Origin of the sequence: Massilia sp. Root418, from assembly GCF_001425265.1 — a bacterium.
Classification (GTDB): domain Bacteria; phylum Pseudomonadota; class Gammaproteobacteria; order Burkholderiales; family Burkholderiaceae_D; genus Rugamonas.
In genome coordinates this window covers 72483-98261 of record NZ_LMEC01000011.1, presented here as the reverse complement: position 1 = coordinate 98261, position 25779 = coordinate 72483, and the positions used below count along the sequence as shown (strand labels likewise).

At 66.4% G+C, this 25779-nt stretch carries 25 protein-coding genes; 8 read left to right on the top strand and 17 right to left on the bottom strand.

Annotated elements, in window-relative coordinates:
- Positions 1–58: 58 nt before the first annotated feature.
- From ASC94_RS08000 to ASC94_RS07970, 7 genes are all read left to right on the top strand, one after another.
- Positions 59–937 carry an HlyC/CorC family transporter gene (locus tag ASC94_RS08000; protein ID WP_056393069.1) on the top strand — a complete coding sequence of 293 codons (879 nt, stop codon included), beginning with the start codon at positions 59–61 and terminating at the stop codon, positions 935–937.
- Positions 937–2496, top strand: a complete 1560-nt coding sequence (gene lnt, locus ASC94_RS07995) for an apolipoprotein N-acyltransferase (protein WP_056393067.1) — start codon at positions 937–939, stop codon at positions 2494–2496. The genes ASC94_RS08000 and lnt overlap by 1 nt, the downstream gene beginning before the upstream one ends.
- A gap of 52 nt (positions 2497–2548) precedes the next feature.
- Positions 2549–3472, top strand: a complete 924-nt coding sequence (gene glyQ, locus ASC94_RS07990) for a glycine--tRNA ligase subunit alpha (RefSeq protein ID WP_056393064.1) — start codon at positions 2549–2551, stop codon at positions 3470–3472.
- A 14-nt stretch (positions 3473–3486) separates the two neighbouring features.
- A complete protein-coding gene (glyS, locus tag ASC94_RS07985) occupies positions 3487–5625 on the top strand; it encodes a glycine--tRNA ligase subunit beta (protein ID WP_056393061.1) in 2139 nt (712 codons plus the stop codon).
- Between the two features lie 13 nt (positions 5626–5638).
- On the top strand, positions 5639–6223 hold the full coding sequence (gene gmhB / locus ASC94_RS07980; RefSeq protein WP_056394929.1) for a D-glycero-beta-D-manno-heptose 1,7-bisphosphate 7-phosphatase: 585 nt from the start codon (positions 5639–5641) through the stop codon (positions 6221–6223).
- Between the two features lie 69 nt (positions 6224–6292).
- Positions 6293–6985, top strand: coding sequence for a 1-acyl-sn-glycerol-3-phosphate acyltransferase (locus ASC94_RS07975; RefSeq protein ID WP_056394927.1), 693 nt, complete (start codon positions 6293–6295; stop codon positions 6983–6985).
- Complete coding sequence (locus ASC94_RS07970) at positions 6931–8106, top strand: M48 family metallopeptidase (protein WP_229417205.1); 1176 nt, start codon at positions 6931–6933, stop codon at positions 8104–8106. The genes ASC94_RS07975 and ASC94_RS07970 overlap by 55 nt, the downstream gene beginning before the upstream one ends.
- A 73-nt stretch (positions 8107–8179) precedes the next feature.
- Here the strand turns inward: ASC94_RS07970 and ASC94_RS07965 are convergent, their stop codons facing one another.
- The 12 genes from ASC94_RS07965 to rfbB form a co-directional block, all read right to left on the bottom strand.
- Positions 8180–8785: a DNA-binding response regulator gene (locus tag ASC94_RS07965; protein ID WP_056393059.1), complete on the bottom strand. Its 606-nt coding sequence runs from the start codon at positions 8783–8785 to the stop codon at positions 8180–8182.
- Complete coding sequence (locus ASC94_RS07960; RefSeq protein WP_056393058.1) at positions 8782–9909, bottom strand: sensor histidine kinase; 1128 nt, start codon at positions 9907–9909, stop codon at positions 8782–8784. The genes ASC94_RS07965 and ASC94_RS07960 overlap by 4 nt, the downstream gene beginning before the upstream one ends.
- 9 nt (positions 9910–9918) lie before the next feature.
- Positions 9919–11715: a CIA30 family protein gene (locus ASC94_RS07955; RefSeq protein WP_373888105.1), complete on the bottom strand. Its 1797-nt coding sequence runs from the start codon at positions 11713–11715 to the stop codon at positions 9919–9921.
- A 127-nt stretch (positions 11716–11842) separates the two neighbouring features.
- The gene (waaA, locus tag ASC94_RS07950) at positions 11843–13195 is read right to left on the bottom strand and encodes a lipid IV(A) 3-deoxy-D-manno-octulosonic acid transferase (RefSeq protein ID WP_056393055.1); all 1353 of its coding nucleotides are present in this window, start codon (positions 13193–13195) and stop codon (positions 11843–11845) included.
- A 1-nt stretch (position 13196) separates the two neighbouring features.
- A complete protein-coding gene (waaC, locus tag ASC94_RS07945; protein WP_056393053.1) occupies positions 13197–14228 on the bottom strand; it encodes a lipopolysaccharide heptosyltransferase I in 1032 nt (343 codons plus the stop codon).
- 19 nt (positions 14229–14247) lie between these two features.
- Complete coding sequence (locus ASC94_RS07940; protein WP_056393049.1) at positions 14248–15630, bottom strand: phosphomannomutase/phosphoglucomutase; 1383 nt, start codon at positions 15628–15630, stop codon at positions 14248–14250.
- A 114-nt stretch (positions 15631–15744) separates the two neighbouring features.
- Positions 15745–16056 carry an H-NS family nucleoid-associated regulatory protein gene (locus tag ASC94_RS07935; RefSeq protein WP_056393046.1) on the bottom strand — a complete coding sequence of 104 codons (312 nt, stop codon included), beginning with the start codon at positions 16054–16056 and terminating at the stop codon, positions 15745–15747.
- 65 nt (positions 16057–16121) lie between these two features.
- Entirely contained in the window at positions 16122–17213 is a 1092-nt protein-coding gene (locus ASC94_RS07930; RefSeq protein WP_056393044.1) for a glycosyltransferase family 4 protein, read from the bottom strand.
- 142 nt (positions 17214–17355) lie between these two features.
- Positions 17356–18231 carry a dTDP-4-dehydrorhamnose reductase gene (gene rfbD / locus ASC94_RS07925; RefSeq protein ID WP_056393042.1) on the bottom strand — a complete coding sequence of 292 codons (876 nt, stop codon included), beginning with the start codon at positions 18229–18231 and terminating at the stop codon, positions 17356–17358.
- A complete protein-coding gene (gene rfbC / locus ASC94_RS07920; RefSeq protein WP_056393040.1) occupies positions 18228–18773 on the bottom strand; it encodes a dTDP-4-dehydrorhamnose 3,5-epimerase in 546 nt (181 codons plus the stop codon). Before rfbC ends, rfbD begins: the two co-directional genes overlap by 4 nt.
- The gene (rfbA, locus tag ASC94_RS07915) at positions 18770–19690 is read right to left on the bottom strand and encodes a glucose-1-phosphate thymidylyltransferase RfbA (protein ID WP_056393039.1); all 921 of its coding nucleotides are present in this window, start codon (positions 19688–19690) and stop codon (positions 18770–18772) included. Before rfbA ends, rfbC begins: the two co-directional genes overlap by 4 nt.
- Positions 19687–20757, bottom strand: a complete 1071-nt coding sequence (rfbB, locus tag ASC94_RS07910; RefSeq protein WP_056393037.1) for a dTDP-glucose 4,6-dehydratase — start codon at positions 20755–20757, stop codon at positions 19687–19689. Before rfbB ends, rfbA begins: the two co-directional genes overlap by 4 nt.
- 114 nt (positions 20758–20871) lie before the next feature.
- Here rfbB and ASC94_RS07905 point away from each other — a divergent pair, with 114 nt between their 5' ends.
- Entirely contained in the window at positions 20872–21717 is an 846-nt protein-coding gene (locus ASC94_RS07905; protein ID WP_056393036.1) for a symmetrical bis(5'-nucleosyl)-tetraphosphatase, read from the top strand.
- Positions 21718–21795: 78 nt separating this feature from the next.
- On the opposite strand, the gene ASC94_RS07900 is transcribed toward ASC94_RS07905, so the two are convergent.
- From ASC94_RS07900 to ruvX, 5 genes are read right to left on the bottom strand one after another with little or no spacing between them, the layout of a single operon-like run.
- A complete protein-coding gene (locus ASC94_RS07900; protein WP_056393034.1) occupies positions 21796–22566 on the bottom strand; it encodes a 1-acyl-sn-glycerol-3-phosphate acyltransferase in 771 nt (256 codons plus the stop codon).
- A gap of 11 nt (positions 22567–22577) precedes the next feature.
- The gene (locus tag ASC94_RS07895) at positions 22578–23897 is read right to left on the bottom strand and encodes a dihydroorotase (protein ID WP_056393032.1); all 1320 of its coding nucleotides are present in this window, start codon (positions 23895–23897) and stop codon (positions 22578–22580) included.
- Positions 23894–24859 carry an aspartate carbamoyltransferase catalytic subunit gene (locus ASC94_RS07890; protein WP_056393030.1) on the bottom strand — a complete coding sequence of 322 codons (966 nt, stop codon included), beginning with the start codon at positions 24857–24859 and terminating at the stop codon, positions 23894–23896. The genes ASC94_RS07895 and ASC94_RS07890 overlap by 4 nt, the downstream gene beginning before the upstream one ends.
- Positions 24852–25385: a bifunctional pyr operon transcriptional regulator/uracil phosphoribosyltransferase PyrR gene (pyrR, locus tag ASC94_RS07885; RefSeq protein ID WP_056393028.1), complete on the bottom strand. Its 534-nt coding sequence runs from the start codon at positions 25383–25385 to the stop codon at positions 24852–24854. The genes ASC94_RS07890 and pyrR overlap by 8 nt, the downstream gene beginning before the upstream one ends.
- On the bottom strand, positions 25369–25770 hold the full coding sequence (gene ruvX / locus ASC94_RS07880; RefSeq protein WP_373888104.1) for a Holliday junction resolvase RuvX: 402 nt from the start codon (positions 25768–25770) through the stop codon (positions 25369–25371). Before ruvX ends, pyrR begins: the two co-directional genes overlap by 17 nt.
- Positions 25771–25779 lie beyond the last annotated feature (9 nt).

The following is a 25779-nucleotide window of genomic DNA, read 5'->3' as shown; positions in this document are numbered from 1 at the left end:
GCCCTCCCGCCATTTGTAGTATCCTATAGCACTTCGAAACAACTGGCTCACGCCTCCTATGCAAGAGCACCCTAGTGGCGTCAAGACTGACGCCAAACCCCATAGATCGCTTTTTGAGCGACTCACCGCTTTCATCTCCCCCGAGCCCGAGAACCGCGCGGAACTGCTCGACGTGCTGCACGACGCCCACGAACGCAACCTGATCGACGCCGATGCGCTGTCCATGATCGAAGGCGTGTTCCAGGTGTCGGACCTGTCCGCGCGCGACATCATGGTGCCGCGTTCGCAAATGGACGTGATCGACATTTCCAAGCCCATCGAGGAATGGATGCCCACCGTGCTGGAAACGGCCCACTCGCGCTTCCCCGCCATCGAGGGCGAACGCGACAAGGTGATCGGCATCCTGCTGGCGAAGGACCTGCTGCGCTACTACGCGGAAGAAAGCTTCGACGTGCGCGACATGCTGCGCCCGGCCGTGTTCATTCCCGAGTCCAAGCGCCTGAACGTACTGCTGCGCGACTTCCGCGCCAACCACAACCACATGGCCATCGTGGTTGACGAGTATTCCGGCGTGGCCGGCCTGATCACCATCGAGGACGTGCTGGAACAGATCGTCGGCGACATCGAGGATGAATACGACTTCGACGAGGAAGAGGACAACATCCTCTCGATCAAGGAAGGCAAGTTCGGCCCGCGCTGGCGCATCAAGGCGCTCACCGAGATCAGCCAGTTCAACGAGGAACTCGACACCGACCTGTCCGACGAGGACGCCGACACCATCGGCGGCTTCGCGGTCAAGCACCTTGAGCGCATGCCGCACAAGGGCGACACCTTCGACATCGGCAACCTGCGCTTCGAGGTGCTGCGTGCCGACGCGCGCCAGCTGCACGTGCTGCTGGTGGAGAAGCTGCCGCCGGCCGTGGACGAACAAGACTGATGCGCTGGCGCCGCGCCAAACCCGGCGATGCTCCCGCACCACAGCGCAGCACCCGTGGCCGCATGATCATCGCCGCGCTGGCGGGCGCCGCCAGCGTATTCTCCTTTGCCCCCTTCGGCTGGTGGCCGCTGCAGATCGCCTGCCTGGCCGCGCTGTTCTACCAGGCGCTGCGCGCGTCCACGCCGAAGGCCGGCGCGCTGGTGGGCTGGGCCTTCGGCTTCGGCTGGTGCCTGGCCAACACGCACTGGCTGGTGGTGGCGCTGACCTTCAACGGCCTGCCGCTGCCGCTGGCGGTGGCCGCCATCGCGCTGCTGGCGGCCGGCATGGGTATCTACGCCGGCCTGGCCATGTACGCTGCGCTGTGGCTGCGCAAGCGCTGGCTGCTGCCGCTGCCCGCCGCCAACCTGCTGATGCTGCCCGCCATGTGGGCTTTGTTCGAATGGGTGCGCGGCTGGCTGTTTACCGGATTCCCCTGGGCCGCCGCCGGCTACGCCCACAACGACGCGCCGCTGGGCGGCTACGCTCCCATCCTGGGCGTGTACGGCGTGGGCTGGCTGGCCGCGCTGTGCGCCGGCGCGCTGCTGCTCGCGGCGCACCGCACGCGCTGGTTCGCCCTGGGCGGGCTGGCCGCCGTCATGGCCGCCGGCATCGGCCTGCGCTACGTCGAGTGGACCCATGCCGTGGGCCAGCCGATTTCGGTGCGCCTCCTGCAGGGCAACACGCCGCTGCAGCAGAAGTTCGACGCGCGCCACACACTGGACACGCTGCTGCGCTACCGCGACACCATCGCGGCCGAGCCGGCCGACCTGATCGCCACGCCGGAAACGGCCATCATGCTGTTCCAGCACCAGCTGCCGCCGGACTACCTGCCCAGCCTGGGCCAGTTCGCCAAGCGCTCCGGCAGCCACCTGGTGCTGGGCATTCCGCTGATGGACAGCCCGACGAAATATTCGAACAGCGTGGTCGGCCTGCCGCCTGAATCCGGCCTGCCGACCTACCGCTACGACAAGCACCACCTGGTGCCGTTCGGGGAATTCATCCCGGCCGGCTTCCGCTGGTTCACGGACCTGATGCACATTCCGCTGGGCGACCAGACGCCGGGCAAGGCCCTGCAGGCGCCGTTCCAGGTGAAGTCGCAGCGCGTGCTGCCCAATATCTGCTATGAAAACCTGTTCGGCGAAGAGATCGCCGCGCAGCTGGCCAACGATCCGAATCCTGCCACCTTGCTGCTGAACGTGTCCGAGCTGGCGTGGTACGGCGAATCGATCGCCATTCCGCACCACCTGCAGATTTCGCAAATGCGCTCGCTGGAAACTGGCCGCCCCATGCTGGGTTCCACCAACACCGGCGCCACCGTGGTGATCGACAGCCACGGCAAGGTGACGGCGGCGCTGCCCTACCACCAGGCGGGCGTGCTGAAAGCCTCGCTGCGCGGGATGGCCGGCAACACGCCCTATATCGTCCTGGGCAACCGCCTGGTGCTGGCCCTGGCCGCCCTGGCCGTGGCCGGCGCCTGGCTATGGGCCCGAAAAAACGCGAATAAGCACCCCGATAAGTAGCCGATTACGGCTAAAATTAGCCGTTTAAGGCTAGCCATCCAGAAGAACAACGATGCTCACATTTCAACAAATTATCCTGACGCTGCAATCCTACTGGGACAAGCAGGGTTGCGCCCTGCTCCAGCCGTACGACATGGAAGTCGGCGCGGGCACCTTCCACACCGGTACTTTCCTGCGCGCGATCGGCCCCGAGCCATGGCGCGCGGCCTACGTACAGCCCTCGCGCCGCCCGAAGGACGGCCGCTACGGCGAGAACCCGAACCGCGGCCAGCACTACTATCAATACCAGGTGGTGATGAAGCCGGCCCCTGAAAACATCCTGGACCTGTACCTGGGTTCGCTGGAAGCGCTGGGCCTGGACCTGAAGCAGAACGACGTGCGCTTCGTTGAAGATGACTGGGAAAGCCCGACCCTGGGCGCCTGGGGCCTGGGCTGGGAAGTCTGGCTGAACGGCATGGAAGTGACCCAGTTCACCTACTTCCAGCAAGTGGGCGGCCTCGATTGCAAGCCGGTGCTTGGCGAAATCACCTACGGCATCGAGCGCCTGGCCATGTACCTGCAGGGCGTGGAGAATATGTACGACCTGGTGTGGACGCAGTGGGAAGAGAATGGCGTGACCAAGACGCTGAAATACGGCGACGTGTTCCACCAGAACGAAGTGGAGCAATCGGCCTATAACTTCGAGCACTCGAACACCGAACTGCTGTTTGCGCAGTTCAACAACCACGAGTCCGAAGCCAAGCGCCTGATCGAGCTGCAGCTGACGCTGCCGGCCTACGAGCAGATCATGAAAGCGTCGCACAGCTTCAACCTGCTGGACGCGCGCGGCGCCATCTCGGTGACCGAACGCGCCGCCTACATCGGCCGCGTGCGCGCCCTGTCGCGCCTCGTGGCGCAGGCTTACTACGATTCCCGCGAACGCCTCGGCTTCCCGATGGCTCCTGCAGTTGCGGCTGTTCCCACCACTGCCGCGTAAAAGATTAGAAGAACATGAACCAGACCCTGTTAATTGAACTGCTGACCGAAGAACTGCCGCCGAAAGCGCTGGCCAAGCTGGGCGCCGCTTTCGCCTCGGGCATCGTCAACGGCCTGAAATCGCGCGACTTCCTGGAAGAAGACAGCGCCGCCACCATCCACGCGACGCCGCGCCGCCTGGCCGTGTCCATCACCAAGGTGCGCGCCACCTCGCCGGACAAATCGATCCGCGAAAAAGTGCTGCCGGTGTCGGTGGCGCTGGACAAGGACGGCAACCCGAGCGCGCCGCTGGCCAAGAAGCTGGCCGCGCTGGGCTTCCCCGACCTGACCGTGGCCGACCTGGAACGCGCCCAGGACGGCAAGGCCGAGAGCTTCTTCTACACCTACACCGCGCCCGGCTCGCAGCTGCTGGCCGGCGCCCAGGCCGCGCTGGAAGAATCCGTGGCCAAGCTGCCGATTCCAAAAGTGATGAGCTACCAGCGTCCGGACGGCAGCACGGTGCAGTTCGTGCGCCCCGCGCACAGCCTGATCGCGCTGCACGGCGCCGAGGTGCTGCCGCTGACGCTGCTCGGCCTGACCGCATCCAACGTGACCGAAGGCCACCGCTTCCTGACCGCGACCGGCGCGCGCAACGTGACCGTGGCCCATGCCGACGCTTACGCCGCCACCCTGGCCGAGCAGGGCAAGGTCATCCCCGGCGTGGACGCGCGCAAGGACAAGATCCGCGCCGCGCTGCTGGAAAAAGCCGGCGCCGACCAGGTGCTGATGCCTGAATCGCTGCTGGACGAAGTGACCGCGCTGGTGGAATGGCCGGTGGTGTATGAGTGCCGCTTTGAGGAAGAGTTCCTGGCCGTGCCGCAGGAATGCCTGATCCTGACCATGCAGACCAACCAGAAATACTTCGCGCTGACCGACGCGGCCGGCAAGCTGCGTTCGCGCTTCCTGATCGTCTCCAACATCGCCACCGACACGCCGGACGCCATCATCGGCGGCAACGAGCGTGTGGTGCGCCCGCGCCTGTCGGATGCCAAGTTCTTCTTCGAGCAGGACAAGAAGAAGACCCTGGAATCGCGCCTGCCGCTGCTGAAGAACGTGGTCTACCACAACAAGCTGGGCACGCAGGCCGAGCGCAGCGAGCGCGTGACCGCGCTGGCCGGCGCCATCGCCGGCAAATTGAGTTCCGCGGGCTTAAAAGCGGACGTGGCCCTGACCGAACGCGCGGCGCGCCTGTCCAAGGCCGACCTGCTGACCGATATGGTCGGCGAGTTCCCCGAGCTGCAAGGCATCATGGGCACCTACTACGCGCGCCACGATGGCGAGCAGGAGGACGTGGCGCTGGCCGCGTCCGAACACTACCAGCCGCGCTTCGCGGGCGACGCCCTGCCAGCAACCGCCACCGGCACCGCCGTGGCCCTGGCCGACAAGCTGGAAACCCTGGTGGGCATCTGGGCCATCGGCCTGGCGCCGACCGGCGACAAGGACCCGTTCGCGCTGCGCCGCCACGCCCTGGGCGTGCTGCGCATGCTGATCGAGAAGCGCCTGCCGCTGTCGATCTCCGGCCTGCTGGCCGACGCCGCCAAGCAGTTCGCGTCCGTGGCCGGCTTCAAAGACCCGAGCGCCGACGTGACAGCCTTCATGCTGGACCGCCTGCGCGGCATCCTGCGCGAGCGCGGCTTCACGCCGAACGAGATCGAAGCCGTGGTGGCGCAGAACCCGGACCGCCTGGACGACATCGTGCAGCGCCTGGAAGCGGTGCAAGCCTTTGCCGCACTGCCGGAATCGGCCTCGCTGGCGGGTGCCAACAAGCGCATCACTAACATCCTGAAGAAGAACGAGTCCGCTTTGGCCCAGGCCGGCGGCGCCGGCGAAGGGAAAGCTGAAATTCGGCCTGCCCTGCTGCAGGACACCGCCGAGAAGAACCTGCACGCCGCCATCGTGCGCGTGCAGCCGGAAGTGGACGCGGCCTTCGCCAAGGGCGACTTCGCCGGCACGCTGAAAACGCTGGCCCAGCTGCGCGACGACGTGGACGCTTTCTTCAATGACGTGATGGTGATGGCCGAGGATGTCGCCCTGCGCAACAACCGCCTGGCGCTGCTGTCCTCGCTGCACGGCATGATGAACCGCGTGGCGGACATCTCGAAACTGGCGGCATAAGATGGGCGTCGCGATGAAGCTGATCATCCTTGATCGGGACGGCGTGATCAACCACGATTCGCCGGACTTCATCAAGTCGCCCGCCGAGTGGGTCCCGGTGCCGGGATCCCTGGAGGCCATCGCCCGCCTGAACCAGGCGGGCTACCGCGTGGTGGTGGCCTCCAACCAGTCCGGCATCGCGCGCGAGTATTTCGACATGACGGTGCTCAACGCCATCCACCAGAAGATGCACACGCTGGCGCAGCAGGTGGGCGCCGAGATCGAGGCGATTTTCTTCTGCCCGCACGCGGCGGCGGACAACTGCGACTGCCGCAAGCCCAAGCCGGGCATGTTCGCCGAGATCTCCAAGCGCTACAACGTCAACCTGAAGGGGGTGCCAACGGTGGGCGATTCGCTGCGCGACCTGCAGGCCGGTTTCATCAGCGGCTGCACGCCCTACCTGGTGCTGACCGGGAAAGGTGAAAAAACCAACGCCACGGGCGGCCTGCCACCCGGTACAATGGTCTTCGCCAACCTGGCGGCCATGGTGGACCATTTGCTGAAGGCCCCCGTGCCCGCAGCCGCCGGTGCCACTGCTGCTGCCGCCGCAGCCAACTGATTAAGATTCTGGAGTTTCGCATTGGGTAAGCCTGTACTGTTTCTGCGTTCGCTGATCTTCGCCGTCGTCATGGCGATCGCCACCATCATCTGGTGCGTCGTCTGCATGCTGGCAACGCCGCTGCCGTACGCCCAGCGCTACTACGTGGTCTCGCGCTGGAATGTGTTCATCATCTGGTGCGCCAAGGTCATTTGCGGCATCGAATACGAAATCAAGGGCTGGGAAAACTTCCCGGACGCGCCGGCCGTGGTGCTGTCGAAGCACCAGTCGGCCTGGGAAACCATCTTCCTGCTGTGCAGCCTGCCGCGCCCGCTGGTGTTCGTGTTCAAGAAGGAGATCCTGTACATCCCTTTCTTCGGCTGGGGCATCGCCGCGCTGCGCATGATCCCGATCGACCGCAAGCAGGGCAAGAACGCCTTCAAGCAGGTGGTCGCGCACGGCAAGCGCCGCCTGAAGGCAGGCCTGTGGATTATCATGTTCCCGGAAGGGACGCGCATCCCGGTCGGCCAGTCCGGCAAGTACAAGAGCGGTGGCACGCGCCTGGCCATCGAGACCGGCGCCATGGTGGTGCCGATCGCGCTGAACTCGGGCGAGTGCTGGCCCAAGAATTCGTTTATCAAGAAGCCCGGCAAGGTGACGGTTTCCGTCGGCAAGCCGATTTCCTCGGAAGGACGCAGTCCGGACGAGTTGATGGAGCAGGTGGAACAGTGGATAGAATCAGAAATGCGCGTCATTTCGCCCCACGCCTACAGCGCTGGCTAGACGACCTGGCCACCGCTGCCAGGCCGGCGGCCAGCAAGGCCGGCGAGGGGCAGCTCGACTTGTTCGGCGAGAGTGCGCCGGGCGTGGCATCGCGCCCCGCCGCTCCCGCCGCCAATGCGGCGGTGATGCATCCGCCGTCCTCGCCCGTCCCCGTTCCGTCGCCTTCAACGTGGCAGGCGCCCCGCCCTGTTTCCGCAGCCCCCGCTTCCCCTGCCCCCGCTTCGCCCCTGTCCAGTCCTGATTTGCCCGCCGCGCCGTCGGCCGTATCTCCGGTTGCGCCCGCAGCAGCCCCCGCATCCGAACCGCACGCCGCGCCCAGCGCCAACCTGCTGCGTCCACCGCCCGTGCCGGTGCGCGTGCCCGAGCCGCCTGCGCCGCAACCCGACGCGCTGCCGCGCCGCCAGCTGCTGGTGGGCCAGTTCATTCTTGAATACACGCTGCGCCGCTCCACGCGGCGCTCGATCGGCTTCATGATCGACGACGAAGGCTTGCGCGTGACCGCGCCCAAGCGCGTGAGCCTGGCCGAAATAGACAACGCCATCCGCGCCAAGCAGCACTGGATCATCTCCAAGCTGGACGAGCGGCGCGAACGGCGCGCGGCGCGGCTAGAAAAGCCACCGGTGGTGTGGGAAGACGGCGCCGTGCTGCCCTACCTGGGCGGCGAACTGAAGCTGCGCCTGTACACGGCCACCCGCAACCGCACCGATTACAACCCCGACACGCGCGAGCTGCACATGGGACTGGTGCAAGGCGCCACCGAAACGCTGCTCAAGGAACGCGTGCGCACCTGGATGCAGCAGCAGGCCAAGGTGCTGTTCGCGCAGCGCCTGGACCTGTACGCGGCGCGCCTGGGCGTGCAGTACAGCGCCTTCGCGCTGTCCTCGGCCGGCACGCGCTGGGGTTCCTGCACGGTGCAGCGCGTGATCCGCTTGAACTGGCGCCTGATCCACTTCTCGCTGCCGCTGATCGACTACGTGGTGGCGCACGAGCTGGCGCACATCCTGGAAATGAACCACAGCGCCCAATTCTGGGCCGCCGTCGGCCGCATCTACCCCGCCTACGATGAAGCCAAAGCCCTGCTGCGCAAACGCGCGCAGGAGCTGCCGGTGCTGTTCAACTGATCCGGCGGATGACCAGCCCCGCGCGGCGGACCGTAGGGCGGGTTAGCTGCGCAGCAGCGTAACCCGCCACACCTCACAGCCAGCCAGCGTCGCGCGCCAGGCGGAAGGCTTCGACGCGGTTGCCGGCGTTGAGCTTGCTGATGGCTTCGGACAGGTAGTTGCGCACCGTGCCTTCGGACAGGTGCAGCTGGCGCGCGATGTCGGCGCCGCTGCGGCCCTCGCCGGCCAGGCGCAGCACCTGGCGCTCCCTTTCGCTCAGCGGGTCTTCGCCGCCGCTCCAGCTCTCCAGCGCCAGCTCGGGGGCAATGGCGCGCCCGCCTTCATGCACGCTGCGGATGGCGGCGGCCAGGGTCTCGGCCGGGGCGTCCTTCAGCAGGTAGCCGCGCACGCCAGCCGCCATGGCGCGCCGCAGGTAGCCCGAGCGCGCAAAGGTGGTGACGATGACGACCCGGGCGGCGCTGCCCTGCTCGCGCAGCGCGGCGGCCAATTCCAGCCCCGTCATCAGGGGCATTTCGATATCGGTCAGCACCACGTCCGGCTGCAAGGTGCCGCACAGCGCCAGCGCTTCGTGGCCGTTGCGGGCCTGGCCCACCACTTCCATGTCATCCTCCAACCGCAGCAGTGCGGCCAGGGCGCCCAGCAACAGCGCCTGGTCTTCCGCAATCAGTACCCGTATCACTTGATTCCTCCCGGCGCAGCCGCTTCCATCGGCAGCCGCAGTTCGAGCGACATGCCTTGTTCAACCCGCATGCCCAGCCAGCCGCCCAGCTGGGCCACGCGCTCCTGCATGCCGCGCAGGCCGTTGCCCTGCACGACCGCGCCCGCCCCGCCGGCCTTACCGTTGTCGCTGATGCGGAACACAATCAGGCCGTCCTGCAGCGCCAGGCTCACATCGCAGCGCGTGGCGCCGGCGTGGCGCAGGATGTTGGTGACCGCCTCGCGCAGGGCCAGCGCCAGCACGTTCTCCGCCGTGGCCGGCATGGCCGGCATGGCGGCCATCGACGCGTCCGCGTGCAGCGTGACGCCGGCTGCGGACAGCGCGCCGCGGGCGCGCTCCAGTTCATGGGCAAAACCGGTTTCGCGGTAGCCGCTGACGGCGCTGCGCACCTCGGCCAGCGCGTGGCGCGCGCTCGCTTCGATGTCCTTGATCTCCCGGCGGCAGGCGGCCGGGTCGCGCTCCAGCAGGCGCCCGGCGAGTTCGGCTTTCAGCGTGATCAGCGACAGGCTGTGCCCCAGCAGGTCGTGCATGTCGCGCGAGATGCGTTCGCGCTCGGCGATGCGGGCCAGGTGCTCGACCTCCTCCTGCTTGAGCAGCAGCTGCTTGCGCGAGCGTTGCACCTGGGCGTCCATGATGGAGGCGATGCCGACCGGCGTGCCGGTGGCCAGCGTGGGAATAAGGAAACTGAGCGGCAGCTGCATCGCCAGTGCCATGCCGGTGGCCGAGACCAGGATGGCGGCCAGGCAGCAGTAAGCGATGCGAGGCTGGCCGATGCGCGAGCACATGGCGCAAGCGAAGATGAAGAAGGTGCTGGCGCCGAAGTTGAACGGTGCCCATGCAACGCCGAGCGCCAGAGCGGCGCCGATGAACGGCAGCGCGGCGCGCCCGCTGTGCCAAAAACTGCCGAAATAGATCGGCACGAATACGATCATGGTCAGCGCCAGCAGGATGAATTCCAGCGCGTGGGCGTCCACATACAAATACTTCCAGCCGAAGAACGCAAGCGAAGCAATCCACAGGTAGGGAGCGCGCCCCGCCTGCGGCGGCACCCATGGGCCATCGATCCAGCGCCGTATCAGCTGCATCCGTGATCCTTATTGGGCCAGCAGGCGCACGTCGGCGATCTGGAACTGGTAGGCGCCGGGCCGCGGGCCGGCATTGAAGGAGATCATGGTGATGGCCGCGGTGTCGATGCCCTTGAAGCCATCCAGCGGCAGGCTCACTTCGCGCCACTCCGTTTCAGCCGTGAAGGGCTGGCTGGCGGGGATATTGCCGCCGCGCGACATGATGGACACGCCGTAGCGCTGGCCGTCGCCGCGCACGCGGAAGCGCAGCACCTTGGCGCCGCTCAGATTGGCCGGCTGCATGGGCTGCGCACCCGGCATGAAGGCCAGCCCGGCAAAGGGGTAGGCGAAGCCAGGCGCCACGCTGGCATCGACCTGCAGCGCGCCTTCCTGGCCACCTTGGCCGCCCTGGCCGCCCTTCCCGTCCCCGCCGTCCAGCGCCTTCATGCTGACGGTTGATTTGCCGCCCATGAAAGCGTCGGTGGCCGGCATCCAGCCGGCGCCGAAGGGGCTGGCCAGCTTGTCCTTGCCGAACAGGCTGATGCGCCCGTCGGCAGGCAAGGCCTGCGCGGGCAGGCCGGCCGTTTCCTGCGCCACCCTGGCGCGCTGCGCTTCGCGCAGGCCGGACACGGTTGCGCCGTCCTTCCACACTTCAACGATGCGGCGCGTGGCGGCGATATCGGTGCCGGGGTCGCCCTCCACCAGCAGCAGGTCCGCCTTGTAGCCCTTGGCGATACGGCCGCGCGAAGGCAGCTTGAACACCTGCGCCGGGACCGAGGTGGCGGCCGCCAGCGCTTCGGCCGGCGCCAGGCCGGCCTGCGTGAGCGCCAGCATTTCGTGGTGCAGGCTGATGCCGTACTGCGTGCCGGCGTTGCCGGCGTCAGTGCCGGCCAGCAGGGGCACGCCGGCCTTGCGCAGCGCCGCCGTGACGGCCTTGGGAGCGGTCATCAGCTCGGGCTTGGGCTGCTTGCCGTAGCCCTTGGCCAGCTCCGACTTCTGCTGCTTGTTCAGCAAGGCCTGCATGGCCGGCTCGCCCATGATGTCGGCCGAGGTCAGGCCGGCGATACTTTCCATCAGGCTGAACGTGGGAATGACAAAGGCTTCCTTTTGCCGCGCCAGCGCGGCGAAGCTGTCCAGGTCCCCTGCCGAAATCTGCTCGCCAACGAACAGGTGTACCAGGCCATCGGCACCCGCTTCAAGCGCGGTGCGCGCGTCGGCCTGTTTGCTGATGTGGACCACGGCCAGCTTGCCTCGCTTGTGCGCGGCCTCGATCAGCGCCTTCACGGTGGCGACGTCCAGCGTCGGGGTGGCGTGGCGGGGTGGCCGGACTCCATGACGATCTTGATGAAGTGGGAGCCTTCGGCAATGCGCGCGTCCACGAAGGCTTGCGCTTCTTCGGGCTTGGTCAGCGTGGGGATGGGCATGCCGTATTCGGTGCCGTGGCCGCCGGGCGCAGTGGCCAGCGTGCCGGCCGAGTACAGGTCGGCCTGGCCGCCGTTGGTGCCGTTCTGCATGCGGCGCGTGAACTCCTGCATGACGGAGACGCCGGTGAACATGTCGACCTGGGTGGTGACGCCGAACAGCAGCGGCAGTTCGTGGTGGCGGTAAGCATGCACGTGGGCGTCGATCAGGCCGGGCAGCAAGGTGCGGCCGGTGCCGTCGACGATTTTTGCGCCGGCCGGCGCCTTGCCGTGGAAGTCGTCGTCGGCGATGGTCGCGCCATCCACCAGCACCGAGCGGCTGGCGTGCATGCGCTGGCCGTCGAACACGCGCGCGTTCTGAATCAGCCAGGTCTCGGCACGGGCGGGCGCCGCCAGGGAGCCACACAGCGCGGCCAGCAGCAACAAGGGCAAACGATTATTCATACTTGGTCTCCGGATTGGTATGTGCCGAGTATGTATTTTTTTACACCACCGCGCCAGCGCAAATTGCCACGCATAGTAGGTGACAAATGTCAGGCGTGTTCTTCCTGCGGCAGCAGGGCCGGCAGCAGGGCCAGCGTGCGCTGGGTGGCGCCCCGGTGCTGGTTGGCGAAGGCCAGCGCGCTGCGCCCCATGGCGGCGCGGGCGCTGTCGTCGCGCAGCAGGGCGGCCGCTTGCTGCATCAGGTCGTCCGCGCTGGCGATGCGCGCGGCGCCGCCGGCTTGCACGGCTTGCTCGGTGACCAGCGCGAAATTGAAGGTGTGTTCGCCGATCAGCACGGGCTTGCCCAGTGCAGCCGCCTCGATCAGGTTCTGGCCGCCCAGGGGCTGCAGGCTGCCGCCGATGAAGGCCAGCTCACAGGCGGCGTAGTAGGCGAACATTTCACCCATGGAGTCGCCCAGCAGCACTTGCGTGCCGGGAGCGACGGACGCGCCAGGCTGCGCCAGCGCGCTGCGGCGCTGCACCGGCAGGCCGCGCGTGGCGGCCATCTGTTCGACAGCGTCGAAGCGCTGCGGGTGGCGCGGGACCAGCAGCAGCAAGGTATCCGGCGGCATCGCGGCTGACATCGCGGCTGGCATCGCGGCGGAAGACGCCGTGGCGCTGCCTGCGGCCAGTGCGGTGCGGAACGCGTCCAGTATCAGTTCCTCTTCGCCTTCGCGGGTGCTGGCGCACAGCAGCACGGGCCGGCCGCCGATCTGCGCGCGCAGCATGGCGCCGGTGGACAGCGCGGCGGACGGTACCACCACGTCAAACTTGATGCTGCCGGTGACGGCCACCTGCGGCACGCCCAGCGAGCGCACGCGTTCGGCGTCCGCCTCGGTTTGCGCGGCCACCAGGGTGATGCCGCGCGCGGCGTCCGCGATCAGCTTGCCCAGCCTGCGCGCCTTACGCAGCGAACGTTCGGACAGGCGGGCGTTGGCCAGCACCACAGGCACGCCGGCCTTGCCGCATTCGGCGATCAGGGTCGGCCACACTTCGGTCTCCATCAGGATGCAGATGCGCGGCTCGAAGTGCCGGATGAAACGCCGCACCATGCTGATGGTGTCGTACGGCAGATAAGCCTGCACCAGGCGCGCACCGTGTTTGCCGAACAGCTGCTTGCCGGTGGCGCGGCCGGTCGGCGTCATGTGGGTCATGACGATGCGGCTGCGCGGGTATTCCTTGAGCAGCGCGTCCACCAGCGGCTCGGCGGCGCGGGTTTCGCCCACCGAAACCGCGTGCAGCCAGATGGTGTGCGGTTCGTCGTTGGCGGCGCGCGCGCGGTAGATAGCCAGGCGCTCGTTCCAGTGCTGGCGGTAGCCCGCTTCCTGGCGGCCGCGCCACCACAAGCGGCCCAGCACCAGCGGCATGGCCAGCCACCACATCAGGGAATAGAGTCTCAGCATATCAGCGGTCCGGCGACTGCGCAGCAAACGAAGGGCCAAGCGAAGGGCCAAGCAAAGGGCCAAGCAAAGAACGCGCGGCGGCCAGCACTTCAGCCACGGATGGCGGCGCACCGCGGTCGCCCAGGTTGATGATTTTCGGCGACCAGTTGCCCTCGGTTTTCCAGCGCGGCGAGTCGGCGTATATTTCCACCGTCGGCGTGGTAAACGCAGCCGCGATGTGGGTCAGGCCGGTGTCCACGCCGACGGCCAGCGCCGCGTGGCGCGCCAGCAGCACCGCGTCCGCCATGGACAGCTTGGGCAGCACGCGCGCGTTCGGCAGCGCCGCCGCCAGCGCTTCGGCTTCGGCCTTTTCCTTCGGCGAGCCCCAGGGCAACAGGATGGTCATCGGCGCCAGCGCGGCGCCCAGTGCTATCCAGTTGGCGGGCGCCCATTTCTTGGCGTCGCGCGCGGTGCCGTGAAAGTAGACCGCGTACGGCTCGGCCGGCATCCATTCGGGACGCGGATCGGACGGCGACACCGCGGGCAGGCCGAAATCGGCCGGCGCGTCCACGCTGTAACCGAGCGCGGCGCCCGCCACCAGCCTGCCGCGCGCCACCGCGTGCGTGCGCGGGTCGAGCGGAATGCTTTTGGTGTGGAAGAAGCGGGAAATGCCCTCGTAGCCGGAGCCTTCGCTGCCGTTGGCCAGGCCCACCTTCTGCCCGCCCTTCACCACGCGCGCGGCGCCCATGATGATGCCGGTCTTGAGCAGGCCCTGGGTGTCGAACACGTAGTCGTACTGCTCGGCGCGCAGGGTGCGGAAGAAGGCCTTGATCTCGGCGCGCGTAGCCGGGTTGCCCAGGCTCTTGCGCCAGCGCCGCAGCGCGAACGGGATGATGTTGCGCACCCGCCCGTTCAGGCGCACCAGGCTCACATAGCCCTCTTCCACCACCCAGTCAATCTGCGCATCGGGATAGTGACGCGCAATATCGGCCACGATGGGCATGTTGTGCAGCACGTCTCCCAGGGAGGAGACGCGCACCAGCAGGATCTTCATCGGGAAAGCGGGAACGGCTTTAGAACGGCAGTTCCGCGTCCGGCTTGGCGGCCAGGATCACGCGCTTGAATTCGCCTTGGATGCGCGCCAGCGCTTCCGGCGTTTCGGCTTCGAAGCGCATCACGATCACCGGGGTGGTGTTCGAGGAGCGCGCCAGGCCGAAGCCGTCCGCGTATTCCACGCGCAGGCCGTCGATGGTGATGATGCGTTCATTGCCGGGGAACTTGGCGTCGCTGCGCAGCTTGTCCATCACGATGAAGTTCTCGCCTTCCTTCAGGTGCAGGTGCAGCTCAGGCGTGCTGTCCGACTGCGGCAGGGAGTTCAGCAGCGCCGACGGATCGGTTTCGCGGGTCAGGATTTCCAGCATGCGCGCGCCCGAATACAGGCCGTCGTCGAAGCCGTACCAGCGGTCCTTGAAGAAGATGTGGCCGCTCATTTCTCCGCCCAGCGGCGCGCCGGTTTCCTTCAGCTTGGCCTTCACCAGCGAGTGGCCGGTCTTGTACATCAGAGGCACGCCGCCGCTCTTTTCAATGAACGGCGCCAGGTGGCGGGTGCATTTCACGTCGTACAGGATCTGCTCGCCCGGATGGCGGGTCAGCACGTCCTGCGCGAACAGCATCATCTGGCGGTCCGGGTAGATGATCTGGCCGTCCTTGGTGACGATGCCCAGGCGGTCGCCGTCGCCGTCGAAGGCCAGGCCGATTTCGGCGTCGGTCTCCTGCAGCGCGCGGATCAGGTCCTGCAGGTTTTCAGGGTGCGCAGGGTCGGGGTGGTGGTTGGGGAAGGTGCCGTCCACTTCGCAGAACAGTTCCACCACTTCGCAGCCCATGCCGCGGTACAGCTCGCCCGCGAAGGCGCCGGCCACGCCGTTGCCGCAGTCGACCGCGATCTTGATCGGGCGCGCGATCTTCACGTCGCCGATGATGCGCGCAAGGTATTCGGCGCGGATGTCGTGGGTGCTGTAGGCGCCCGGCTCGGCCGCCACTTTATCGGCGTTGGCCAGGATGGAGTCGTACAGGCCGGTGATCGCCTCGCCGTGGATGGCCTCGCCCGCCAGCACCATCTTGAAGCCGTTGTAGTCCGGCGGATTGTGGCTGCCGGTCACCATGATGCCCGACTTGGCGGACAGCACATTGGTGCCGAAGTACACCATCGGCGTGGCCACCACGCCCAGGTCGATCACGTCCACGCCGGCCGACTGCAGGCCTTGCGCCAGGGCGGCTGCCAGTTCCGGGCCGGACAGGCGGCCGTCGCGGCCGATCACCACGCTGCGTTCGCCCTTGGCCGCTGCGGCCAGGCCGAAAGCGTGGCCGATTTGTTTGGCGACGCCGGCGTCCAGGGTTTTGCCAATGATGCCGCGGATATCGTAAGCTTTGAAGATCGATTTAGACAGGGAGACCATAGAGGATTCTGGAGAGTAATAAAAAAGCAGCCCGCACAAGTGCGGGCGCGTTTGCAGTTGCTTGCAAGTATAACCTGTAACGCGGGTGCGAAGTTCACCCGCGTCGTGGCGGCGTCAGATGCGCAGGCCGTCCAGCGCCTTGCCGGACTCCACCCATTCCTTGACCCATTTCGGCTGGCGGCCGCGGCCGGTCCATTGCTGCGAGGCGTCGGCCGGATTGCGGTAGCGCGCCGCCACCGTGCCGCCGGTTTTCACGCGCACTGCGTTGCCGATCAGGTCTTTCACCGGTACGCCGACGGATTGGGCGATGGCCAGTATCTGCTCGCGCGCTTTCGCCAGGTCTTCGCTTTCGCGTTTCTTTAATTCGCGCTCCAGTTGCTTTTGCAGATCGCGCAATTGGGCCGAAGACAAATTCGTCAGATCCATAACTTTATCCTTGTGTGATTGGGTAAATGATTCTGATCGAAATATACTACAAAATGTAAATTTTTCTAGTATTTCTTGTGCCGTATCATCCAGCGTGGCGCTTTAAATCGCACGATGCGGACATATAACCAGATGTAGCTGGTCATAAACAACAGGCAGAAGATCATCAGCACCCAGGTGTGGCGCCAGAACATGGTGGCGGGAATAACCGCCATCAGCGAAAACATCCACAAATAAGGCGAAGTCAATGAATTGCGGCGCAATAAGGCGCGCCCTTCCTTGCGGCCCACCGCCCATTGCACAATGCGGCGGAATATCAGGCTGTGTAAATGTATGCCGTCCGGCATGGTGGGCGATTTGCCGCGCACAAACATGCGGCGGTAGGCGGAAAACAGCGTTTCAAAAGCCGGATAGATCAGCAGCAGCGCGGCATACCAGGTGGACACCTGCGGATTGCGCACCACCAGCAGCAGCGCCAGTTCTCCCAGCATGAAACCGATGAAGTAGGCGCCGCCGTCGCCCAGGAAAATCAGGCCGACCGGGTAATTCCAGACCAGGAAGCCGGCCGTGGCGCCGGCCACCATCAGGGCGGCCACCAGCACGAACATATCATTGACTTGCAAGGCCACATAACCGAGCGAGAGCAGCATGCAGATCGTGACCACACTGGCCAGGCCATTAAACCCGTCGATAATATTAATCGCGTTGGCAATACCGGCCACGGCCAGGACCGAGACCGGCAGCGCCAGCCAGATATACAGCGGCCACACGGAAAATGGCCAATCGATGCGGTCCAGGCGCGCGTCGAGCAGGAAATAGGCAAGCAAGGCGGCCGCCATGGTCAGCAGCAGCCGCCGCATGGCGCTGACCTTGCCCGTATAATCCTCGACGATGCCGCCGGCGAAAGCAATGAAGGAACAGGCCATCAGCGACACCATCCAGCTGGTCATGGCCGGCACCCGCCAAATGGAGATGCACGCGCTTAATGCGACGGCAAAGAATATCGACAGCCCGCCGATGCGGGCGACCGAATGAACGTGGTTTTTTTGTACGCCGCCGAAATCCGAATCAAGCGCCGGCCCGTGCAATTTCGCCTCTTTAATGACCAGCAGGGTCAGGAGCGCGGACGCAATAAAGCTGACTAAGAATGAAAACATTATTATTTATCAATACAAGATTCCGGAGCGCGTGACACCGCCAGCCAGCAAGCCTGGGCGCGCACGCGGCGCGCGGCAGGATTTTAACAAATACCGCCGCGCGCCGCGCCGCGCTTACCATTCGATACATTTGCCCGCTGGCTTAGCGCATGCACAGGGACAGCGCGTCGCGCCAGTGCGGCAGCTGGCAGAACTGCTGCAGGCGCTGCGATGACAGCACGGAATACTGCGGCCGGCGCGCCGGCACCGGGTACTCGGCGCTGGTGATCGGCTGCAGCCGGCATGCGATGCCGGCTTGCTCGATGATAGCCTGGGTGAACTCGAACCAGGTGGTCTGGCCCTGGCTGCTCAGGTGGTAGATGCCGCTGTGCTCGTCCCACCAAGCCGGGCGGGGGGCATCGCCGGCGCGGGGCTGCGCCATGGACGAGGCCAGCATCAGCGCGGTGGCGTCGGCAATGGTGCGGCTCCAGGTAGGAGCGCCGTGCTGGTCGGCCACGATGCGCAATTCCTCGCGCTCGCGGGCCAGCTTCAGCATGGTCAGCAGGAAATTCTTGCCGCGCATGCCGTACACCCAGCTGGTGCGGAAAATCAGGTGCGGAATGCCGGCCGCCGCGATGGCTTGCTCGCCGGCCAGCTTGCTGGCGCCGTACACGTTGATGGGGCCGGTGGCATCGCCTTCCACGCGCGGCGCCGGGTCGTCGCCTGGAAATACATAGTCGGTGGAATAGTGCACCAGCGACGCACCCAGTTTCTTTGCTTCCTCGGCCATGACGCCAGGCGCCTCGGCGTTGATGCGGAAGGCCAGCGCCGGCTCGCTTTCGGCCTTGTCCACCGCCGTGTAGGCGGCCGGATTGACGATCAGCCCCGGCTGCACGGCGCGGATCACGGCACGCACCTGGTCCAGGTCGGCCAGGTCCATGCGGCTGCGGTCCACCGCCACCACCTGGCCCAGCCCCTGCAGGCTGCGCTCGAGCTCGTAGCCGACCTGGCCGCTGCTGCCCGTTAGCAGAATTTTCATGGGAAGGTTTCCGCTTGCGCCAGCGGCACGCCGCTCTTGTCCTTGGCCGACAGCAGCGGTTCGCCATCCAGCGGCCATGCGATGCCCACCTCGGGATCATTCCACATCACGGAGCGCTCGAACTCGGGCGCCCAGTAATCGGTGGTCTTGTACTGGAACTCGGCCATGTCGCTGATGACGGCATAGCCGTGCGCGAAGCCGGCCGGTATCCACAGCTGCTTCTTGTTCTCGGCCGACAGTTCCACCCCGTACCACTGGCCGAAGGTGGGCGAAGCGCGGCGCAGGTCCAGCGCCACGTCGAACACGGCGCCGGCGGTCACGCGCACCAGCTTGCCCTGCGGCTGCTGGATCTGGTAGTGCATGCCGCGCAGCACGCCCTTGGCCGAGCGCGAGTGGTTGTCCTGCACGAAGTGCGCCGTTACGCCACTCAGCTCGGTGAAGCGGCGCGCGTTGTAGCTTTCGTAGAAATAACCGCGCGCGTCGCCGAACACGGTAGGCTCGATCAGTAACAGACCCTCGAGCGGGGTGGGATCGATTTTCATCGCGACAGGACCTTGTCTTCCAGGATTTGCAACAGGTATTGGCCGTAGTTGTTCTTCTTCAGTGGCTCTGCCAGCTGGCGCAGCTGGTCCGCGTCGATATAGCCCTTGCGGTAGGCGATCTCTTCCGGGCAAGCCACTTTCAAGCCCTGCCGCCGTTCAATGGTGGCGATGAATTGCGACGCATCGAGCAAGGATTCGTGGGTGCCGGTGTCGAGCCAGGCCATGCCGCGCCCCATCACTTCCACGTTGAGCTGCTGCGCTTCCAGATAGGCGCGGTTGACGTCGGTGATCTCCAGCTCGCCGCGCGCGGAAGGCTTGATGCCGGCGGCGATGTCGCACACCTGGCTGTCGTAGAAATACAGGCCGGTGACCGCATAGTTGGACTTCGGCACGGCCGGTTTTTCCTCGATGCTGACGGCGCGGCGGTCCTTGTCGAACTCCACCACGCCGTAGCGTTCCGGATCGTGCACGTGGTAGGCGAACACGGTGGCGCCGCTGGTCTGCTCGGCGGCACTGCGCAGCAAGGCATCCAGGTCGTTGCCGTAATAGATGTTGTCGCCCAGGATGAGGGCGGACGGCGCATCGCCGACGAACTCGCGGCCGATGATGAAGGCTTGCGCCAGGCCGTCCGGCGAAGGCTGCACCGCATAGCTGAGCTGGATGCCCCACTGGCTGCCATCACCCAGCAGTTCGCGGAAACGCGGCGTGTCCTGCGGCGTGGAGATGATGAGGATCTCGCGCATGCCGGCCAGCATCAGCGTGGTCAGCGGATGGTAGATCATCGGCTTGTCATAGATCGGCAGCAGCTGCTTGGACACGCTCATGGTGACCGGGTACAGCCGGGTGCCGGAACCGCCGGCCAGGATGATGCCCTTGCGGCCGCCCACTGCCTTACTGGTGCTGGATGCCTTGCTCATTGTGCGCCGTCCCGGTTGAAGTAGTTGGTTTCCACCCATTTAGCATAGCTGCCCGACTGCACGTCGGCCACCCAGGGCTGGTTGTCGAGATACCACTGCACGGTTTTCCGGATGCCGGTCTGGAAGGTTTCGGCCGGCTTCCAGCCCAGCTCGCGCTCCAGCTTGCGCGCATCGATCGCATAGCGGCGGTCATGGCCTGGGCGGTCCTTGACGAAGGTGATCTGCTCGCGGTAGCTGCCGGCCGCCTTCGGCTTGAGCTGGTCCAGCATGTCGCACAGGGTGTGCACCACGTCCAGGTTGGCCATCTCGTTCCAGCCGCCCACGTTGTAGGTCTCGCCCAGGCGGCCCCCTTCCAGCACCCGGCGGATGGCGGCGCAGTGATCGCTCACATACAGCCAGTCGCGCACCTGCTGGCCGTCGCCGTAGATCGGCAGCGGCTTGCCCGCCTGGGCGTTGGCGATGATCAGCGGGATCAGCTTCTCAGGGAAATGGTAGGGGCCGTAGTTGTTCGAGCAGTTGGTGGTGAGCGTGGGGAAGCCGTACGTGTGATGGTAGGAGCGCACCAGGTGGTCCGAGGCGGCCTTGGAAGCCGAGTACGGGCTGTTCGGCGCGTACGGGGTGGTTTCGCTGAAGGGCGCGTCGTCCTTGCCCAGCGTGCCGTACACCTCGTCGGTGGATACGTGCAGGAAACGGAAGGCGGCGCGCTCCGCCTCGGGCAGCGCGCCCCAGTAGCTGCGCGCCGCTTCCAGCAGGCTGAAAGTGCCGTTGATGTTGGTCTGGATGAATTCGCCGGGGCCGTGGATGGAACGGTCCACATGGCTTTCGGCCGCGAAGTGCACGATGGCGCGCGGCTTGTGGGTGTTCAGCAGGGCCAGCACCTGGGCCTGGTCGCAGATGTCGCCGCGCACGAAAATGTGGCGGCTGTCGTTTTTCAGCGCCGCCAGGTTATTCAGGTTGCCCGCGTAAGTCAGCTTGTCGAAATTCAGGACAGGCTCGTCGGATTGTGCCAGCCAGTCGAGAACGAAGTTTGAGCCGATAAAGCCCGCACCGCCTGTAACAAAAATCATTTAGCATCCCGCTTAGAGCGTCAAATTAGTCATAGGCATGATTTTATGTGAAACTCGCCTCCTACCGCGAGAATTTAGCGCCGCTTACCACTTATTTCTTCAATTGCAACACTTATGAAAACCTATGTGATTGGCGACCTGCAAGGCTGCCACGACCAGACCGTCGCCCTGGTCGACCGCATCCTTGCCCAGGAACAGCCGGCGCCATCCATTTTATTTACCGGGGACTTGATCAACCGGGGGCCGGATTCGCTGGCCACCCTGCGCTATGTGTATGCGCTGGCGGTGGCCAGCGGCGGGCGCATCGACACGGTGCTGGGCAACCACGACCTGCACCTGCTGGCCGTGGCCAGCGGCATCCGCCCCGCTTCCGGTTCCGACACGCTGGAGCACATCTTGGAAGCGCCGGACGGCGCCGAGCTGCTGGACTGGCTGCGCACGCGGCCCATGGCCATGCTGCGCAAGGGCCACCTGCTGGTGCACGGCGGCGTGCTGCCGCAATGGGACGCGGCCCAAGTGATGGCGCTGGCGGGCGAAGTGGAAGCGGCGCTGCGCGGTCCGGCCTGGGCCGGCTTCCTGGCGCAGATGTATGGCAACGAGCCGGACGCCTGGAACGACGAGCTGCACGGGCCGGCGCGCTTGCGCTGCATCGTCAACGCGCTGACGCGGCTGCGCTTTTGCAGCATGGACGGGGTGATGGACTTCAAGCTGAAGGAAAGTGCCAAGGCCGATCCGGCCAGCGGACTGATGCCGTGGTTCGAGGTGCCGGGACGCCGCACGCAGGACGTGACGGTGGTGTTCGGCCACTGGTCGGCGCTGGGGCTGATGCTGAAGCCGAACCTGATCGCGCTGGACACTGGCTGCGTGTGGGGCGGCTACCTGTCGGCCGTGTGCCTGGACGACCGGTCGCTGATGCAGGTGCAGTGCCCGGAGTACCGCGAGCACAGCGGCAAGAAATAGTTGGGTGGCGGCGCGCGGCGGGTTACGCGGGTGCCCCGCTAACCCGCCCTACGCCCTACCGCCTGCCCGTAGGGCGGCTTAGGCCGCGTGCGGCCGTAAGCCGCCGGGCTCCGCCGCGATGCCGAGGCCGGCCGCGACCGCGTCGTGCGCCGCCTGCGCCAGTTCGCGGCGGTGGCCGCCGGTGGCGTCCATGGCCGGCAGGTACTTCAGGCGCGCACGCACCGGCGTGCCGCGCAGGATGGCCAGCACGCTCTCGGCGAAAGTGGTTTCGCCAATGAAATCCACGTTGGGATGGTGGCCGCCGGCCGCGTCCGAATAGCTCAGCGCCAGCGGCTGCACCAGCACCTTGGCGTCCACCGCCGCCTCGAACAGGTTGGCGTGGAAAGGCAGCAGCGAGCCTTGCGGCGCCGTGGTCCCCTCCGGGAAGAACGCCACCCGCTCGCCCGCCTGCAGGCTGTGCACCAGGCCCTTGAAGATATTGCGCAGGTCGCGCTTGCTGCCGCGCGCGATGAACACCGTGCCGGCTTTCTCGGCCAGCCAGCCGGCCAGCGGCCAGGCGCGGATTTCCGCCTTGGCCACGAAGCGGCAGGGATAGAGCGCATCGACCACGAAGATGTCCAGCCAGGACACATGGTTGGCCACGATCATGGCGTGCTCCAGCGGCGTGGCGCTGTCCGGCGCCATTTCCACGGTGACATTGCAGATGCCCAGCAAGGTGCGCGACCAGCGCCGGATATGGCGGTTGCGCGCTTCCATGCCGATCCAGGGAAACACGGTGGCGCACACGGCCATGCCGTACAGCACGTGCACCACCATCCGCAGCAAGCGGTAAATGAGCAAAATAGTCAACCCGGCTGCGGTCAGCGCGCGTTGCGCTGGTAGGCGACGCGGCCGGCAACGACGGTGGCTTGCACCCTGCCCGCCAGTTCGTAGCCGAGGAAGGGCGTGTGCTTGCCCTGGCTGGCCAGCGCGCTGCCTTCCACGGTCCAGCGCTCGGCCGGGTCGAAGACGCAGAGGTCGGCCATGCTGCCCACGCCGAGCTGGCCGGCACCCTGGCGGTCCAGGCCGGACACGCGCGCGGCGTCCGCGCTGATGCGGCTGATGGCCAGCGCCAGCGCGGCGCCCTCCTGCATGCCGGGCTGGGCGGCGGCGTAGTCGTCGGCCCATTTCAGCGCCAGCGACAGCAGCAGCTCCAGGCCGGTGGCGCCGGGCGAGGCTTCGCCGAAGGGCAGCAGTTTTTCGTCGTCGTCCACCGGGGTGTGGTCGGAGCAGATGGCGTCCACCGTGCCGTCCAGCACGGCGGCGCGGATGGCGTCGCGGTCGCGCTGGGCGCGGAACGGCGGCGTGACGCGGGCATTCGAGTCGAAGAAGCCGATGTCGGCGTCGGTCAGGTGCAGGTGGTGGGCGCCGACGTCGCAGCTGACCGGCAAGCCTTCCGCCTTGGCCGCGCGCACCAGTTCCAGGCCGGCGGCCGAGGACAGGCGGCACAGGTGCACGCGGGCGCCGGTGGCGCGCATCAGCTCGAAGATGGTGTGCAGGGCGATGGTCTCGGCCATCACCGGTACGCCGGACAGGCCCAGGCGCGAGGCCAGCGGGCCGCTGTGGGCCACGCCGCCGCGGCCGATGTGGGCGTCCTGCGGGCGCAGCCAGACGGTGTAGTCGAAGGTCTTGGCGTATTGCAGCGCGCGCAGCAGCACGGTGGTGTCTTCCACCGGCACTTCGGCCTGCGAGAAGCCGATGCAGCCGGAACCGGTCAGCTCGGCCATCTCGGTGATGGACTGGCCTTTCAGGCCCATGGTGAGCGCGCCCAGCGGGTGCACGTGGGCCTGGTTCAGGCGGCGCGCGCGGTGCTTGAGCATTTCCACCAGGCCGGGTTCGTCCAGCACCGGGTCGGTGTCCGGCGGGCACACCAGGCTGGTGACGCCGCCTTGCATGGCGGCCTGCATTTCCGATTCCAGCGTGGCCTTGTATTCGTAGCCCGGCTCGCGCAGGCGCACGGCCAGGTCGACCAGGCCTGGGGCGACCACCAGGCCGGTGGCGTCGATGGTTTGCTCGGCGGTGAAGCCCGCAGGGGCGCTGCCCAGCGCAGCGATCTTGCCGTCTTCAATGTACAGGTCCTGCACGCCGTTGACGCCGTTGGCCGGGTCGATCACGCGGCCATTTTTAATTACCAGTTTCATTCCTTCGCCCCTGCCAGAATACTCATCACCGCCATGCGGACTGCAATACCAAACGTCACCTGCGGCAGGATCACCGCCTGCGGGCCGTCGGCCACGGCGGAGTCGATCTCCACGCCGCGGTTCATCGGGCCCGGGTGCATGACGATGGCGTCCGGCCTGGCCAGCGCCAGGCGTTCCGGCGTGAGGCCGTAGTTCTTGAAGTATTCCTGCGCCGACGGCAGCAGCGCGCCGTTCATGCGCTCGTTCTGCAGGCGCAGCATGATGATCACGTCCACGCCCTTCAAACCTTCATCCATGTTGGTGAAGGTGCGCACGCCCAGCTGCTCCAGGCCGCCCGGCAGCAGGGTGTGCGGGCCGATGGCGCGCACTTCGGGCACGCCCAGGGTGGTGAGCGCGTGGATGTCGGAACGGGCCACGCGGCTGTGCAGGATGTCGCCCACGATGGCCACCGTCAGCTTGGTGAAGTCCTTCTTGTAGTGGCGGATGGTGTACATGTCCAGCAGGCCCTGCGTGGGGTGCGCATGGCGGCCGTCGCCCGCGTTCACCACGTGCACGTGGTGCTGCTTGTGGTCGTTCAGGTGCTTGGCGATCAGGTACGGCGCGCCGGACTGCGAGTGGCGCACCACGAACATGTCGGCATGCATGGCCGACAGGTTGTCGATGGTGTCGAGCAGCGACTCGCCCTTGCTGGCCGAGGAGGCCTGGATGTTCAGGTTGATCACGTCCGCCGACAGGCGCTTGGAGGCGATCTCGAAGGTGGTGCGGGTGCGCGTGGAGTTCTCGAAGAACAGGTTGAACACGCTCTTGCCGCGCATCAGCGGCACTTTCTTCACTTCGCGGTCGGACACGCCGACGAAGGAGGACGCGGTGTCCAGGATGTGGTTGACGATGGACTTGGGCAGCCCTTCGATCGACAGCAAGTGCTGCAGCTCGCCGTGTTTGTTCAGTTGCGGATTAAGCATGGTCGTTTTCGATGGTAAGCGTGAATTGTCCGGCGTCGTTGCGTTTCAGGCGCAGCGCCTGGCCCGGCTGCACCGCCACGCGCGCGGCGACGAAGTCGGCGGCCACGGGCAACTGGCGCTCGCCGCGGTCCACCAGCGCGGCCAGCATGATGCGCGCCGGGCGGCCATAGTCGAACAGCTCGTTGATGGCGGCGCGGGTGGTGCGGCCGGTGTAGAGCACGTCGTCCACCAGCAGCAGGGTGGCGCCGGCCACGTCAAAGCCGATCTGGGTGGGCTTCACTTCGGCCGGCAGACCCTTCTTCGCGAAGTCGTCGCGGTAGAAGGACACGTCCAGCACGCCGCAGCGCGCGCTCAGGCCCAGGTCGGCCGCGAGGCGCTCGGCCAGCCAGGCGCCGCCGGAATGGATGCCGACAATGGCCGGCTCGTGGGCGTCGGCCAGGCCGGCTTTCACCTGCTGCAGCAGCTCAGCGTACAGCGCTTCCGCGTCCAGCGAGGCCGGCGCGGAGGAGTTAGTTGGTAGGGACATATTCGTCAAAGTATTGTTGCAAAATGATGGAGGCGGCGCGGTCGTCGATGACCTCCCCGCGCTTGGCCTGGATGACGGCCGACGAGTAGCGCTCGTCGACCAGCACCACCGGCAGGTTGAAGCGGCCGTTGAGCTGGTTGGCGAACTTGCGGCAGCGCGCCGTCATCTCGTGCGCGGTGCCGTCCGGATGGCTGGGCAGGCCGACCACGAAGCGGGTCGGTTCCCATTGCCGTATCAGCTCGGCGATTTCGCCGAAGCGGGCGTCGTTGCCGATGCTGGCAATGACCGCCAGCGGCGTCGCCTGGCGCAGCACGCTGTTGCCGATGGCAACGCCGATGCGCTTGATGCCGAAATCGAAGCCGAGGATGGTGTCGAGTTGCTCCACGCTCAGCAC

What these genes read in the sequence shown, in the direction of transcription:
- ASC94_RS07960 (WP_056393058.1), bottom strand. Translation starts at nt 9,909, where the DNA reads ATGCAGCTGATACGGCGCTGGATCGATGGCCCATGGGTGCCGCCGCAG.
- waaA (WP_056393055.1), bottom strand. Translation starts at nt 13,195, where the DNA reads ATGCTGAGACTCTATTCCCTGATGTGGTGGCTGGCCATGCCGCTGGTG.
- lnt (WP_056393067.1), top strand. Translation starts at nt 937, where the DNA reads ATGCGCTGGCGCCGCGCCAAACCCGGCGATGCTCCCGCACCACAGCGC.
- rfbD (WP_056393042.1), bottom strand. Translation starts at nt 18,231, where the DNA reads ATGAAAATTCTGCTAACGGGCAGCAGCGGCCAGGTCGGCTACGAGCTC.
- rfbB (WP_056393037.1), bottom strand. Translation starts at nt 20,757, where the DNA reads ATGATTTTTGTTACAGGCGGTGCGGGCTTTATCGGCTCAAACTTCGTT.
- waaC (WP_056393053.1), bottom strand. Translation starts at nt 14,228, where the DNA reads ATGAAGATCCTGCTGGTGCGCGTCTCCTCCCTGGGAGACGTGCTGCAC.
- ASC94_RS07935 (WP_056393046.1), bottom strand. Translation starts at nt 16,056, where the DNA reads ATGGATCTGACGAATTTGTCTTCGGCCCAATTGCGCGATCTGCAAAAG.
- ASC94_RS07905 (WP_056393036.1), top strand. Translation starts at nt 20,872, where the DNA reads ATGAAAACCTATGTGATTGGCGACCTGCAAGGCTGCCACGACCAGACC.
- ASC94_RS07975 (WP_056394927.1), top strand. Translation starts at nt 6,293, where the DNA reads ATGGCGATCGCCACCATCATCTGGTGCGTCGTCTGCATGCTGGCAACG.
- gmhB (WP_056394929.1), top strand. Translation starts at nt 5,639, where the DNA reads ATGAAGCTGATCATCCTTGATCGGGACGGCGTGATCAACCACGATTCG.
- pyrR (WP_056393028.1), bottom strand. Translation starts at nt 25,385, where the DNA reads ATGTCCCTACCAACTAACTCCTCCGCGCCGGCCTCGCTGGACGCGGAA.
- ASC94_RS07895 (WP_056393032.1), bottom strand. Translation starts at nt 23,897, where the DNA reads ATGAAACTGGTAATTAAAAATGGCCGCGTGATCGACCCGGCCAACGGC.
- rfbC (WP_056393040.1), bottom strand. Translation starts at nt 18,773, where the DNA reads ATGAAAATCGATCCCACCCCGCTCGAGGGTCTGTTACTGATCGAGCCT.
- ASC94_RS07940 (WP_056393049.1), bottom strand. Translation starts at nt 15,630, where the DNA reads ATGGTCTCCCTGTCTAAATCGATCTTCAAAGCTTACGATATCCGCGGC.
- ASC94_RS08000 (WP_056393069.1), top strand. Translation starts at nt 59, where the DNA reads ATGCAAGAGCACCCTAGTGGCGTCAAGACTGACGCCAAACCCCATAGA.
- ASC94_RS07930 (WP_056393044.1), bottom strand. Translation starts at nt 17,213, where the DNA reads ATGTTTTCATTCTTAGTCAGCTTTATTGCGTCCGCGCTCCTGACCCTG.
- glyQ (WP_056393064.1), top strand. Translation starts at nt 2,549, where the DNA reads ATGCTCACATTTCAACAAATTATCCTGACGCTGCAATCCTACTGGGAC.
- glyS (WP_056393061.1), top strand. Translation starts at nt 3,487, where the DNA reads ATGAACCAGACCCTGTTAATTGAACTGCTGACCGAAGAACTGCCGCCG.
- ASC94_RS07890 (WP_056393030.1), bottom strand. Translation starts at nt 24,859, where the DNA reads ATGCTTAATCCGCAACTGAACAAACACGGCGAGCTGCAGCACTTGCTG.
- rfbA (WP_056393039.1), bottom strand. Translation starts at nt 19,690, where the DNA reads ATGAGCAAGGCATCCAGCACCAGTAAGGCAGTGGGCGGCCGCAAGGGC.